This is a genomic window from Staphylococcus sp. SUC_1.2, from assembly GCF_026222585.1.
Window position 1 is genome coordinate 100488 of record NZ_JANJPM010000002.1, and the last position, 14952, is coordinate 115439.

The 14952-nt window shown below is 32.3% G+C and carries 13 protein-coding genes and 1 riboswitch; all 13 genes read right to left on the reverse strand.

What is annotated here, in order from left to right; all coding sequences use genetic code 11:
* Positions 1-15 precede the first annotated feature (15 nt).
* The 13 genes from dcm to NR218_RS01530 all read right to left on the reverse strand — a co-directional run bounded on the left by dcm (position 16) and on the right by NR218_RS01530 (position 14557).
* Positions 16-1254: a DNA (cytosine-5-)-methyltransferase gene (gene dcm / locus NR218_RS01470; protein WP_070443832.1), complete on the reverse strand. Its 1239-nt coding sequence runs from the start codon at positions 1252-1254 to the stop codon at positions 16-18.
* A gap of 101 nt (positions 1255-1355) precedes the next feature.
* Complete coding sequence (locus NR218_RS01475; RefSeq protein WP_265883216.1) at positions 1356-2825, reverse strand: Sau3AI family type II restriction endonuclease; 1470 nt, start codon at positions 2823-2825, stop codon at positions 1356-1358.
* 413 nt (positions 2826-3238) lie between these two features.
* On the reverse strand, positions 3239-4105 hold the full coding sequence (galU, locus tag NR218_RS01480; protein ID WP_071560814.1) for a UTP--glucose-1-phosphate uridylyltransferase GalU: 867 nt from the start codon (positions 4103-4105) through the stop codon (positions 3239-3241).
* 157 nt (positions 4106-4262) lie between these two features.
* Positions 4263-5618, reverse strand: a complete 1356-nt coding sequence (locus NR218_RS01485) for a gluconate:H+ symporter (protein ID WP_265883217.1) — start codon at positions 5616-5618, stop codon at positions 4263-4265.
* 43 nt (positions 5619-5661) lie between these two features.
* Positions 5662-7200 (reverse strand): gluconokinase, encoded by a 1539-nt coding sequence (gntK, locus tag NR218_RS01490; RefSeq protein WP_265883218.1) that lies wholly within the window; start codon positions 7198-7200, stop codon positions 5662-5664.
* Between the two features lie 22 nt (positions 7201-7222).
* Positions 7223-7903 carry a GntR family transcriptional regulator gene (locus tag NR218_RS01495; RefSeq protein WP_232132774.1) on the reverse strand — a complete coding sequence of 227 codons (681 nt, stop codon included), beginning with the start codon at positions 7901-7903 and terminating at the stop codon, positions 7223-7225.
* Positions 7904-8020: 117 nt separating this feature from the next.
* Positions 8021-8743, reverse strand: coding sequence for a MerR family transcriptional regulator (locus NR218_RS01500; protein WP_072291376.1), 723 nt, complete (start codon positions 8741-8743; stop codon positions 8021-8023).
* 91 nt (positions 8744-8834) lie between these two features.
* On the reverse strand, positions 8835-9710 hold the full coding sequence (locus NR218_RS01505; protein WP_071560818.1) for an alpha/beta fold hydrolase: 876 nt from the start codon (positions 9708-9710) through the stop codon (positions 8835-8837).
* A gap of 124 nt (positions 9711-9834) precedes the next feature.
* Positions 9835-10536, reverse strand: a complete 702-nt coding sequence (locus NR218_RS01510; RefSeq protein ID WP_071560819.1) for a GTP pyrophosphokinase — start codon at positions 10534-10536, stop codon at positions 9835-9837.
* Between the two features lie 13 nt (positions 10537-10549).
* Positions 10550-10963, reverse strand: a complete 414-nt coding sequence (locus NR218_RS01515) for a DUF2188 domain-containing protein (RefSeq protein ID WP_071560820.1) — start codon at positions 10961-10963, stop codon at positions 10550-10552.
* Between the two features lie 72 nt (positions 10964-11035).
* Complete coding sequence (locus NR218_RS01520; RefSeq protein ID WP_172473529.1) at positions 11036-12973, reverse strand: FUSC family protein; 1938 nt, start codon at positions 12971-12973, stop codon at positions 11036-11038.
* A 61-nt stretch (positions 12974-13034) separates the two neighbouring features.
* Positions 13035-14165 (reverse strand): HNH endonuclease, encoded by a 1131-nt coding sequence (locus tag NR218_RS01525; RefSeq protein ID WP_172473528.1) that lies wholly within the window; start codon positions 14163-14165, stop codon positions 13035-13037.
* 107 nt (positions 14166-14272) lie between these two features.
* Positions 14273-14557: a putative quinol monooxygenase gene (locus NR218_RS01530; RefSeq protein ID WP_172473527.1), complete on the reverse strand. Its 285-nt coding sequence runs from the start codon at positions 14555-14557 to the stop codon at positions 14273-14275.
* Between the two features lie 237 nt (positions 14558-14794).
* Positions 14795-14904: riboswitch (TPP riboswitch) on the forward strand.
* Positions 14905-14952 lie beyond the last annotated feature (48 nt).

Genomic DNA, 14952 nt, shown 5'->3' on the forward strand with positions numbered 1-14952 from the left:
AAAAATAGTGTTGTTTTAAAAAAGTTTTAATTGACTAAATTTATCTTTAGTCAGTTTTTCTATTTTTTCAATTTGATTGCCAATCCTTGTAACGATAGGAACTACTAGAGCATTTCCCATACAAAAGTATCTCATACGATCTGGCATTGTATCCGTCCAATTATCAGGAAAACCATTTAACCTTTCTGCTTCTATAGGAGTTAGAGTTCTATATTTCTCATTAATTTTTAAAAAATGCGAGCTTCTATTAACTGACGCTTCACTAGTTAACATGGTTCTAGCAGGTAAGTCCAAAGCATCGAATTCTGACATTCCACCTTCTGAAAAATAGTATTCATGACCATCTTTAGAAGTTCTTTTTATTTTTTTGGGACCTCTCAAGTATTTAAATTTCTCAATTTTTTCTTCCGATAAAGTATAATTATCATCTACTTCATTTAAGACTATTTCACCTAACGTTATTGATTTTTCATATTTAGGAATAGTGTCAATTGTTAAGATGTTACCATTTTTCATGATGCCACTATTATAAAACTGAAAACTAAATTCATCTGATATTTCTACAATATCCTTTGATATAGCAATAGAATTAATTCTATTTTTGTTTGGTTCACTTTGTATCGGAAAAGCTTCCGCAAACATTCCATATTTATATATCATTTCTTCAAGTGAATGTTTATCTATTAAATTAGCATAATCTAAATCTTGTTTGTAGCCAAAAATAAAAACTCTTCTTCTTCTTTGAGCATTTCCGTAGTCAGCTGCATTAATTACTCTCCATTCTACATTATAACCAAGTTCATTTAATGTTGATAACATGACACCAAAGTCTCTTCCTCTTTGACTTGACGGTGATTTTAATAAACGGTCTACATTTTCTAGTAAAATATACTTAGGGTAAGTGTTTTGAATAAATCTAATAATTTGCCAAAATAAAACACCCTTTTTACCTTGTATACCAAGCTCTCCACTTAAACTTCTCGCTACTGAATAATCTTGACAAGGAAAGCCTCCTACAATCATATCGGCTCTTGTTTTTGCCATTTCTTCATCACTTATTAAAGCGATATCTTCATTGATATGTACTCCAGTTGAAAAATTACTATTATAACAATCAAAGGCATGTTGTATTTTTTTAGAAGGTTCCCATTGATTTGCCCAAGTAACATTAAACATTTTTTCATTTGTATTTTCCAAACCTAATCTAAATCCACCCACTCCTGCAAAAAGCTCAGCTACTTTAATTTCATTCATGAGAGCACCTCCTTTAGTAGTATTAATTAAATTATAACATAAAAAGCGAACGATCGTTCGCTTTAAATGCAAAATAAACAATATTATTTTAACATAACTTTCTACAATAAATCTTCAACTTGTTTTTTTATATATGTGTTATTTATCCAAAAACACTGTTTTGTCATCCATTGACTTGAATATTTTATCTTATCTTCAGGTCTATTTATCCATTTAGCTGGAGAAGGTAGATAATCTGCACATTGTCCATTTTCTCTGTAATCTGATTTTGATTGGTGAGGTCGAACATGACAAATCATATCATCCGAATTGTTAATAAAGTTATTTTCTATTCTATAAAGAGATCCGTCTTTTTTATATCTAGCAGTAAGAGTAACACCCTTTTTTAATTTTTCTACAGTATCTTCCCACACTTTTTTAATAGGTCCTTCAATATCTTCTTCAGGTATAGTTACAAATTTAATTCCTTTAAACACATCATTTTCACTTTCGCTTTTTACTACAAAGAATAAAAACTTCGTTTCTAGTAAAAAATTATGCCAAGTCGCTTGAGGATTTCCATTAGTATCTTCCCATTTTTCTTTGACTAAATCACTAAATTTAAAAGTAGGGAATGACATACTCTCCTTATTTATATTATTTTCATTAAATTGAACTGTCTTTACGACAATAGAAGCTTTTTCAAATTCTTCTACTCTTGGGAATTTTTCATTTTTTTTAACTTTTCCTTTTAAGTTAAGAATTGCTGAAGCTATTCTGTAATTAAGGTTTTTACTTTTCCTTTCAATGTTAAAGTATTCACATAATGCATCAATTGTCCAATTATAATAAGGTTTGAATGTTTCATAAACAATATCTTCAATATTCTTATGTTTAATATCAAATTTATCCTTAATTATAGAATCAATTTTTTCTTCTCCTAAAATATACCTTCTTAATATAGAAGTCATATATCCAGATTTTAATGAAAAAGCTCTTTGTTTCGCAAGAATATCAGAATAAGGTTGCTTACGAACTGACTTAGAATTAGCTCCCTTTGTACACGGAGCTAAGTAATCAGTAAGACCTTCACTTAATTCATGTGCTCTACCTTGAGTTATATAATCATGTATAATATTCCAATCTTTTTTTATAATTTCATAATCTACTGGATTTTTTTTCATCTCGTATAAAACTGCTTCTTTTATTTTCCAATCATCTCTAGCAACATCTTTAACATATTCATAAAAAGCTAGTTCTATTGTTCCATTTTTATAAAGGAATGAACTATCTTCAAATGATTCTTTAGCTACCTTTTCATAATTTATGATATTTAAAACTAATCTTTCTTTTGCACTATAATTACCGTTTTTTAATTTTTTAAAAGGAGTTGCTTTTAACTCTACGCCAGCTTCTTCCATATCCGGACGACTTTCACTATCTTTTGTTTTTCCAAACCAAGCTTCAAAGGCATCACCTACCGAACTCTTATATCCTAACACTGGAGCATCACTATTTAATTCTCTAATTGTTTTTCCTACTGCTTCCTTTGCTCTATTGTGAACTTGTTCTTTAGTTTTATACTCAAACACCCAATCACCTATTTCTCTAATAATCAACTATATTAAAAAATTTTATAATAATATTTTTCACTTTTCTTTTAAGTAATCCAAAAAACGTTAATTCTCCCGAAAAGTGATATTATTAGTCGAATTATTGCTATTGCAACATCTATGATATTCAAATTTTATATTATATAATAAAAATGTCTTAGGAGAAGTCCTAAGACGCTGAGGAAAAGTTTCTCAGAAAAAAATTTTCTGGGATGTTGAGGATTTATGATTAGAGAAGTGTTTGTCGACAATTTATATCTTCTCTAATCAGGGCACGCCTTAGCGGAAAATAGGGTGTGTCCTGTTTTTAGGTTTAGTTTTGATGAGATTGAAGTGTCTAAGAAGATTGAAGAATAACCACTTGTTCTTCAATGTCTTAGGCACTTTAATTATTATAATCCTAAATGTTTAATAAATGTTACGAGTTCATCTTTCATTTTAGGATCTTTTAACGCATATTCTATTGTCGTTTTAACGAAGCCTAATTTTTCTCCAACATCATAACGATCACCATCAAAGTCATATGCATACACTGGAACAGCACTATTCATACGTTCAATCGCGTCGGTTAATTGAATCTCATTACCGGCGCCTTCTTTTTGTGTTTTTAAATAATCGAAAATTTCTGGCGTTAAAATATAACGTCCCATAATCGCTAAATTAGAAGGTGCTGTACCTTGTTTAGGTTTTTCAACAAATTGTCTCACCTCATAGCGACGACCCTGTTTCTCTAATGGATCAATTATGCCATAACGGTGAGTTACATTTTCAGGCACTTCTTGCACTCCAATAACAGAATGTCCTGTTTCTTCATATACATTCATTAATTGTTTAATCGCTGGCTCTTCAGACTCCACGATATCATCACCTAATAATACTGCAAATGGTTCGTTACCAATGAATTGACGTGCAGTATAAATGGCATGTCCTAATCCTTTTTGTTCTTTTTGGCGTACATAGAAGATATTCGCTAAATCTGTAGAATAATGTACTTTTTCTAGTAAGTCTGTTTTACCTTTTTCTTCAAGGACCATTTCTAATTCTTTTTGATTATCGAAGTGATCTTCAATCGCACGTTTATGTTTACCAGTCACAATAATAATATCTTCAATGCCCGCACGTGCCGCTTCTTCAACAATATATTGAATCGTTGGCTTATCTAAAATAGGAAGCATTTCCTTAGGCATGGCTTTTGTCGCTGGTAAAAAACGTGTCCCTAAACCAGCCGCAGGTATGATGGCTTTCTTTATCTGTTTCAAACTCGAATATCTCCTTTGCGCATTCTGTCTTTTATATTATAAGTAAGTTTATCATTCTTTTATTGTCATTCATAGCGATTGACTGTATTCTTCCATGATATAAAAAATAAGAAGCAAGATTGAAATTCAATGATTTCTCTCTTACTTCTTTAATAAGTTATACAAATAAACTAATGAATAAGATAAAGATGATGCCCGATACTGAAATGATGGTTTCAAGTAATGACCAAGTTAAGAATGTTTCTTTCACAGTCAATCCGAAATATTCTTTGAACATCCAGAATCCAGCATCGTTAACGTGTGATAAGATAACGCTCCCTGCGCCGATAGCAAGTACGACAAGTGCCACATTGGCATCTGAATGTTGTAATAATGGTAAGACGATACCTGTTGTTGAAATTGCTGCGACTGTTGCTGAACCTAGTGCGATACGTAATACTGCAGCGACAATCCATGCTAGTAAGATAGGTGACAGGGTTGAGCCTTCGAATAACTTAGCAATCGTATCCCCTACACCGCCATCAATGAGAACTTGTTTAAATGTACCGCCACCACCAATAATTAAAATCATCATCCCAATTGGGTAAATAGCATTCGTTACAGATTTCATAATGGCATCCATTTTTCTTCCTCTATGTAAGCCCATTGAAAAAATAGCAAAGATGACTGAAATTAACATCGCTGTACCTGCTGTACCGATAAAGTAAATGATTTGTTCAAACAAATTTTTAGCATTTTCATGTCCAGTCACTAACTGAACAACCGTTGATAATAACATTAAAATAACAGGTAATACAGCAGTGAGTATACTTAAACCAAAACTTGGCATTTCAGATGCTTTAAATTCTTTTTGTGAACCAAGTGCTGAAATATCCCCTTCACGTGTATAAGCAGATGGGATGAGTTTTTGTGCAAATTTATTAAAAACCGGACCTGCAATGAGTGTCACTGGAATGGCAATAATAATCCCATATAGTAACACATGTCCAATATTCGCCTTTAATTCTTTTGCTATAACTACTGGACCAGGATGTGGTGGTAAAAAACCATGTGTCACAGATAATGCTGTTACCATAGGTAATCCTAGCTTCAGTGGTGACACTTTCGCACGTTTAGCAATTGTAAAAACAAGTGGAATGAGTAATACTAACCCTACTTCAAAGAATAATGCAATACCAACGATGAAAGCTGCAATCAACATTGCCCATTGAACATGTTTTGGTCCAAATTTATCAATCAGTGTATCCGCAATACGATTGGCGCCTCCACCATCTGCCAGTAATTTACCAAGTATTGCGCCTAATCCAAAAATGAGTGCAATATGACCTAGGGTGCCGCCCATACCTGCTTCTATCGTTTCCATTACTTTATTTAAAGGCATACCTAATAAGATGGCCGTTACAATAGATGTAATAATTAATGAAATAAATGTGTTGAGTTTTAAGAAAATAATCAATGTTAATAGTAATACGATTCCAATGACAACACTTGCTAGTGTCCATATTGTTCCCATTTGTCTTCTCCCCTTTAATGTTTCATTTATTTAAATACGTCGATTAATTCATATGTTTACGTTGAAAATCTGCAATTTCTTCATAGCGATCTTCAAGCGTACGGCTTAAGTTTATGAATATCGTTACAAGTTGTTGATACATATTTACTGTATCTTGGTTCGGTTGATGTGCATAAGTCGTACCAACCATATTTTCGATAATTGAATAATCTTCAATGTCTCCCAATGCTTTTAAACCAAGGACACACACACCTAGACAAGAACTTTCATAACTTTCTGGTACGATGACATCCGTATCAAAAATATCTGCCATCATTTGACGCCATACTTCACTTTTCGCAAAGCCACCTGTTGCTTTAATCGTATTTGGCGTTTCATTCATTACTTCAACAAGTGCTAAATAGACGGTATAAAGGTTGTACAACACCCCTTCAAGTGCAGCGCGTATCATGTGTTCTTTTTGATGTGACAATGTTAAGCCGAAGAATGAACCCCGTGCATTCGCATTCCATAAGGGTGCACGCTCTCCCGCAAGATACGGATGGAAAATTAAGCCATCTGCACCTGGCTTAACACGACTCGCTATTTTAGTAAGTACATCGTAAGGATCCACTCCCAGGCGTTTTGCTGTTTCAACTTCACTGGCGAGTAATTCATCTCGTAACCATCGAAGAATGACACCCCCGTTATTGACCGGTCCACCAATCACATAATGCTCTTCATCTAAGACATAACAGAAAATGCGACCTTTATAATCTGTACGAGGTTTATCAATGACTGTACGAATCGCACCTGATGTCCCAATTGTGACTGCAACTTCACCTTTTTTATAACTATTAACGCCTAAATTTGATAACACCCCATCACTTGCACCAACCACAACCGGCGTATTTTCATCGATGCCCATCAATGTGGCATAACGTTTTTTCATCCCTTTTAAAATGTGTGTCGTTGGTACAAGTTGAGGCAATTGAGAGGCTGAAATACCGAGTAATTCAAGTGCTTCTTGATCCCAGTCTAACTGCTGTAAGTTAAACATACCTGTTGCTGAAGCCATAGAGTGATCCATCACGTATTCTCCATAAAGTTGATAGAAAATATACGTTTTAATATCCGCAAACATTGCAGTATTTTGATAAATATCTGGTTGTTCATGTTTCATCCAAAAGATTTTAGAGAGTGGTGACATAGGATGAATGGGTGTACCTGTGCGTTTATAAATGTCATGTCCCCCATGTTGTTCATTTATCAAGTCAGCATATTGATTCGCACGGTTATCCGCCCAAATTATACTTTCAGTTAAGCGCTCGTGTTGACTATCTAGTGCAATTAAGCTATGCATTTGCGCACTAAAAGAAATGAGTTTAATATCTTCTTTATGCACCCCAGATTCGCGAACCACATGTTTGACTGTCATTAATACGGCATCGAATAATTCGTCAGGATTTTCTTCTGAAACATCAACATTTGGCGTATGTAAAGGATAGCCAATATGATGCTTTGTAATAAATTGACCATGTTCATCATAAAGTACTGACTTCGTACTTGTTGTTCCAATATCTACTCCAATCATGTATTTCATATGTATTCCTTCTTCCTTCTATTTATTGTAACCAAAAGCTTTCAATATCTTTACCTACATCATCAAAGTTTAAATGAAACGCTTCTCTTAACGTATCCGTATCATAACGTTCTACCGCTTCTATAAATATCGAGTGATTACGGTGTATTCTATCAAAATCTTCTTTATTTGTTCTCATTCGCTCTCTCATTGAACATAATACAAGTACTTCTACAATGGGTTTCAAATGGTTCCAAAATGTTTGAAGATAATGATGGCGAGAGGCGTGAATCAATGCTTCATGAAATTGAAGATCGTGTTGCGTAAAGGATTCAGCATCTTCAAATTGAACAGCGACTTTCATCATTTCTAAATGTTTTTTCATTTCTTTAATCACTTTTTTTCTATCAATATGCTTTAATTTTGAAAATGCAAAGGATTCAAGCATTAATCTTAAGTCATATAATTCTTTCTTTTCTTGTTCACCAAATTCAAGAACCCTTGCACCCATGCGCTCGAGGTGAATGAGTTGATTCGTTTGCAGCAATTTAAATGCATCTCTAACTGGAGAGCGACTCACATCAAATTGTTTAGCCATTTGATTTTCAGTTAGTAATGTATCGGGTTCAAGTGTACTGTTAACAATCTGAAATCTAAGTTCCGCAGCGATGCTTTCCCCTGTAGTCATTCTGTTTTTCCATTGTTTCGGATAATGCTGTTCCATCTTTTCACCTCAATACGTTAACTTGTATACAAGTATAGTAAAACACCATTTCAAATTTTGCAAACGCTTACTTTTTTGTAATTTAAAACACCTAGCTCATTATAAGCCAGGTGTTTATTACGATTCGTTTTGATATACTTCGATACAATAATGTGTTTGATGGCAGTTGGGACATGTTAATTGTCTTGTTTTAGGTATATGTTTCGCTTTCACGAAGTCACCTAATGTAGGTTTAAATGTATGCTGGCAATTCGGACATAGATATAACACTTTTTTTAAATATATTGCTGTCAGCGCAATGGCATATGTGATTAAGATGGGGAATATAACGATCAATGGCTTAATTGAACGTCCTAATAGACTTAATAGTAAACCACTATAGTGTATGATCCCTAAGATTCCAGCACTTATCCAAATCTTTTTTCTAAAGTATGCTATTTTATATTCTTGTTTCATAGCGTCATCTATGTCAGTAAGATGGTTAATAGGCGCACTTGATTGCTCAGAAATGTATGTTTCGACTTTTTCAATTTGTTTTAATGTATGACAGTACACCTCTACTTTTGAGTGTAACGTATCTTTTCTCAATGAAAGTAATGTTTTAAACGTGTTCATATTTTTATCTTCATCAAGTAATGTCTTTATTTCATCTAACGTACATCCTAATTGTTTTAATACTAAAATCAGTTCAAGTTGCTTTACATGTTCGTCAGTATAATATCTGCGATTAGAGTCTGTTTGTCGATGAGCTATAAGTAATCCTCTTCGATCGTAATATTGTAGTGTTCGTATTGTGACATTATTCCGTTTTGCCAATTCTCCAATCGTATAGTGTGACATATCATTCACCTCCTACTGTTAACATAGCTAATGACGCTACGTCATAAGCAAGTATGATTTTAACATTTGCTTATGCAGTCTGCCGGTCGTCTTATTCTTCTTGAATCCACTGTTTAATGTGGTCAATAATACCTATGGTTCCATTAGGCAAATTATCCAAGACAGCAGGAAAGTCGATATGTCCGATACCAGAATACACGACTTCATTTGCTTCACCGCCATATTTTTTATACATTTTCATTGTTTCTTGTGAATCCGTGTAAGGAATGATTTCGTCATCTTCTCCTGAAATAAATAAAAGTTTAGGAAATTGCTCTATTTCCTCTATATCCGGAAGGTAATCTGCATTTGTAGAATAAATGATATCTGTAATAATCGTTTTAATGGGTGCAATATATGAAAATAAATTACGAATACTATTATTTTTGTTATGAAAAGATTTTTTTAAAATATATTGCGGTAAATTTTTAAAAGCAATCATCTCATCTTTAAAATGATCTCTTTTACTATTTGAAGTAAATAAACGTGACAACATGCTTTGATTTGGTGTAATACGTGCAGCACTATTTAAATAAACCAAATGTGAAATAGGTAACGTATTAAATTTTAATAAGCGTGTGCCAATCATACCTCCCATAGAATAACCTATGATAATTAAATTTTTAATACCGTATGTTTCGATAACTTGTGAAAGTACGTCATTAATACGCTCAGAATAATCATCTAACGTATGTTGTTCTCTTACAATGTTAGAGCTTTCGCCTCTACTTGGACAGTTAACAAAAATCAGGTTGTTGTCTCTAAAATAAGGTTCAAACAACAACATAATGCGATATGTCATCATTGCTCCATGTATAAATACGATGGTTTTATCTGCATCCTTATTTCCGGCAAATGCGACTTCAATGTGTTCACCCTTAAATTGTTTTAGTTCATATCGTTGTGACTTAAAATTCTGCTCAATCATTTTAAAACTCCAAAAAAATATATATTACTATTCATTTATTTTATCATAAAAATATATCATTTTATCTTACATAAAAAAGCGAAACAATAGCTATACGTTTCTATCGTTTCGCTATATGACTAAATTATTTATCTTTATCTTGAATCTCTGAGTGAATGGTTTGCATTTTTGCTTCGACATCTGAGATTTCTACTGCACATTCTTTAAGTTTGTCTTTATAGTCCTCTGTATTGGTATTATTTTTATAACGAATTTTATGTTCTAAACTTGCCCACATATCCATACCAATAGTTCGAATTTGAATTTCTACTGGTGTAACCTCTACTCTATCAGCTAGAAAGACTGGAATCGACACGACTATATGAAGACTGCGATAACCATTTTCTTTTGGGTGTTGTATATAATCTTTACGCTTAAGTAATTTAACGTCCTCTTGTTTTAATAATAATTTCTCAATCACATAAATATCTTCAAGATAATTACATACCACACGAATACCAGCGATATCTAAAATATTGGTTTTCGCTGTTTCCGCATCTATAGTTAAACCTTTACGTTGCAATTTTTTAACTAAACTCGTCATTTCTTTGACGCGACGTTCCATATGATGAATTGGATTATGTTTGTAAATATGATTAAAATTGTCATCTAAAATATCTAACTTCGTACTAATCTCTTTTAATGCAGAAGAATATAGATGATCGAGTTCTACGAAACCCACTAGCTTATCGAAGGCTTCATCTCCATTCTTAAACTTATCAATATTTTCTTTGAATTCACTGCGTAGCTCTTCAATGTACAATGATGATTTTCTCTCTACGTACATATTTGTTGCCTCCTTATTCATCTTTTTGATGTTCAATCACGTGTGTACCACGATTATCAGCAATTTCTTTGGCACGTTGTTTTGCTTCTTTTTTAGTACTAAACGTATCAGACGCTTGTTTTGCATCTTCTGTTTTAACTTTCCATTCATGATCCTCATAATATACATGAACATCTTCATCATTCAGTTCAGGTCGTGCTGATGGATCTTTTTGATGTTGAGTAATATGTTTATGTTTTAATTCTTCTAATTCTTCTTTACTGGCATCTTTGTACCACTCTTCTGCTTGTTTTGTTGCAATAGGAATAGCGTCTCCCTCTTTGTAGCCGTCTTTTAACATCGCATTTGCAATATCAATTGCTTTTTTACGCTCTAATTCATCTAAATGTTTCCAAGTTTGTGGATAATCATCCATTGTCCAAGGCATGATGTCACGCTCCTCTATAGTGTTTAGTAAGCTTTACCACCCTACGCTATAATGAAACGTCATACATTGATATTAAGCGTCCACCGTTTTCTGATGATTTGTATGATCAACGTCTTTACGTGTTGCTACACAATTATCTTGTAACTTCATTAAGGCAGATTTTAAATAATTATACTGTGGTAAATCCGTCAATTCTTTTTCATTAAGACTACCGCGTAATTCAAAATGTTTTGCTACATTTTCAAATGTGACAAGATATTCTCCCATTTGTTCATCTGAAATACGTTGACGCTGTTTGTCTTGCATTGCACGCATTAACATAAAGCTAATTTCTTCTAAGGCAAACATACTTGGATAATAATAACGAATGGCCTCTTTATTCGAGAATAATTCGCCATTGGCTGAATTGTACACTTGTGTCATGTTATTCATTTTGACAGATAATGATAAACTTTCTGTTCTATCACGTGCTGTATCTTGGTATTTATTTTCTGAAAATAAATATTGGAAAATAACCGCTTCTTTACGTACCACTTCTACAATCACAGTAGGTAACATGGTTGACGCATTTTTTCGATTAATGATTAAAACACCAATGACCGCAATCACAATCCCAATCAATACGTCAACAATTCGTGTATAGGCAATATCAATGGATAAATTACCAGAGGCTAGACCATTTAACAGGATGACTTGTGTTGTAATAAAAATAACCGCAAACGCATAATTTGCTGCGACAAATCCTTCTGTCATCATAGCAGACAGTCCCATTAAAATGACTGCGACGATTAAATGAGGTTGGAAAAAGAGTATGGCTGATAAAAGTAAAGTTCCTACAATTGTTCCAAGACCACGTGCTAATGAACGGTCTAACATCCGAATCGTCGTTAATCCTAATAATACTGTATGAGCAGATAATGGGATCCAATATGAGCGTTGGATATTGAAAAATAACGATACAAAAATAGCCGCGCCCATAATAACAGCATACGTTAATGCATTACGGAAAATAATGGAATCGAGTGTTAAGTTTTGAACGATACGTTTACTATATAATGGTTTACGAATACTCGCTTCAGATTCTATTTGTTCCGGTTGTAATTGCGCAATTTCGTCTATTTTAAGTATGTGTTGCATCAAACTTTCAAATGGTTCATCCACATCGACTTTTTTCGTCCATTTTTCTCGTTTTGAAGATAATTTATAGGCATTTCTAGTAATCATATCCATCATCTCAATCAGTTCTTGAGGGATGGGACGAATATTTTTTTCATTTAGTTCAAGTAACTCGGCATAAATTCCTTGGGCTGACGTATGAAGAAGCAATAACTTTTCAAAGCGAGAACTTAACTTTTCACTCATCGCAGTAGTCGAAGTAATCAATAGCTTCTCTGAATTTTTAAACTTTGTTACTGTGTCTTGTGAAATGTCTTTAAATTTTTCAGCATCATTAAAGTGATGCATCAAATTATTAATCGTCTGAAAGTCAGAGGTAATCGCTCGATCTTCCGCTTTTTGTTTTTGGAATACAATATTTAAAATGACGACTAATGTCGCTAACATTCCTCCAATAAAAATCGCTAAGCCACGAATCGGTGCTTGTTCTGGAGCGTCAGGTAAGTTACTCGATAAGCAAAATGTAACTAAAAAGAATGTGGATGAAGGACCCGCAATTTTTAACACATTAAATACATAGAATGGAATGACAGTAACGATTAATAATAATACACCGTACAGCACTGGCTGATTGACAGTTAATGTTCCAAGCATCATACAAATGGTAAAGGATAACGTACAAATAATGACCGTTCTTAACATTGATTGTGCCGAACCTTTAAATACATAAGTATGTGCCAAAGTTCCGGTTGCTACAAGTAGACCAAAACTAAAATGTCCTAGTAAATACCCTATCAATGTTGGGATAATCATTAATAATCCTTGGCGTATACCTTTCCATAGATTAATTTTAGGCTTATCAAACCTTATTAATGAAGCAATCACATGTCCCACTACTATCTTTCCTTTCATTTTTCAAACATATTAACAGCGACATTAAATAAAAAGTTATTTATTAGATATAATTTTTTTCGATAAACTTTTTTCTATGTTCTTTCATATATTTTTCTTTTTTTTCATTCAATTTAATTCCAATATTTTCATTTATATTTAATTTTTTATAATCTTCTTTCCTTATATTTTCTGAAATCATAATCTTACCATTTATATCAAATGAAATGTAATGTCTATCAAATAATTTATCATGAGTTTCACAAAGTAGTAGAGTATTATTCAAATCTCCTCTGATTTGATTTCCCAATTCATAAAAATCTTTGTATTCTTTAACTTTACTCCAAGGAATTATATGTGAGGCTATTAGTAAGAAAGGGTAATCTATTCCACAAATTTCACATTTTCTTCTTTGATATAATAGGTTTTTCCGAATATTGTCTTGACCAATTCTAACTTTACTATCTCTAATTATTTCTGAAGTTTTCACATAATTATTCAAAAATAAATTTAAATATTTAGTATGTAAAGAAGATGTTTCAATTTTCAATTTAAATTGAGTTGTGTCTTCTGCAAAGTTCTTAAAATTATTCGGTGCATTATAAAAATTTTGAGAATCTCTTAATAAATCTTCTATAAAATTTCTTGTACTTATTTCTGAATTATCTATAGTAAACAAAAATTGATAATTACTGATGTTATTATTTCTCTTAATTTGGCACACTTCTTCATATTTTAAATTTTTTACATATGGAAAGGCTAATCCTTTATAAATATAATTACGTCCTTGATTTCCAATTTTTTCAAAATAAAAAACTGGAAATGGGTTTATATCTTCTTCTAATTTCCCATATACTAAATCAAATAAATATTTAAGATTTTTATTTCCTCTTTTTTTAGTATCAATAGCATCCTTATTAGAATCTTTTTGATCTCCATAATAAGTAAGTATTGAAGTATCATCATTATAATTATTTGGATATATATCCGAATTACTACTATTAGAAATAATCACAATATAAGCAATATTTCCGTCTTTAGAAATTTTAGTTCGAATTCCCCCAGCATTTCCAACATTAAATAATTTTTTAAAAGGGTCATCTCCAACATTACCTTTAATTCCACCTTTATATACACCATTTGGTACTAAAGGCGCATTCTCTAATTCTGAAAACTCAAAAATTCCATTTTCTATTAATAAATAGCTCCCCTAAATTATAGAAAATTAAATTTTCTAGTTGCTCTAATTCTAAGGAAGCTATTAATTTTCTCAAATCCATTTAAATTTTTAATTATTAGTTATTATTTTGTTTCTGCTACATTAATGACAGGTTCTTCAGCGACATATTTTCCAATATTTTCACTAAATGCTTTGAAATGATCTGAATGGTTATGTGCTTGAACCGCTTCTTGATCTTTATAATTTTCAACAACAACGAATGTGTTGCGTTCTGCTACATCTTCATAATGTGAATAAAATGTATTTCCTGGTTCTTGACGTGAACTTTGAACTAATTTATTCATTAAATCTAAATAGTCATTACGCACATCTTCTTTGATTTTAAGCTTTGCATTAATAATAATCATATAATCACCTTCCAAATATAATTATAACGTTTTACCCGTCTGTTATAAAAAGAAAACGATAGTAAGAAGAGGGGTAGCATGTATTTTCAATTCAATGTTATGTAAAACGTGGTTTCTTGATTAAAAAGTATATTACTATAAATCTAATTTATTTTTGTATTTGAACTCTATTAAAAAAGGTTGTAGAATAAAAATAAAGCAAAAATGCTGATGTTTATTTTAAACACAACTGAATAAACGATCCACTGGAAGTGCCTTTGTTTAAGGCTGAGAGTAAAGAACGAACTTTATAATTCCTGGAACCTGATCCAGTTTGTACTGGCGTAGGAAAGTGGCGACTAGAATATCGTAAAGTTAAGCAAAACGCTATTTCCCTACTGCAGGGAAATAGCGTT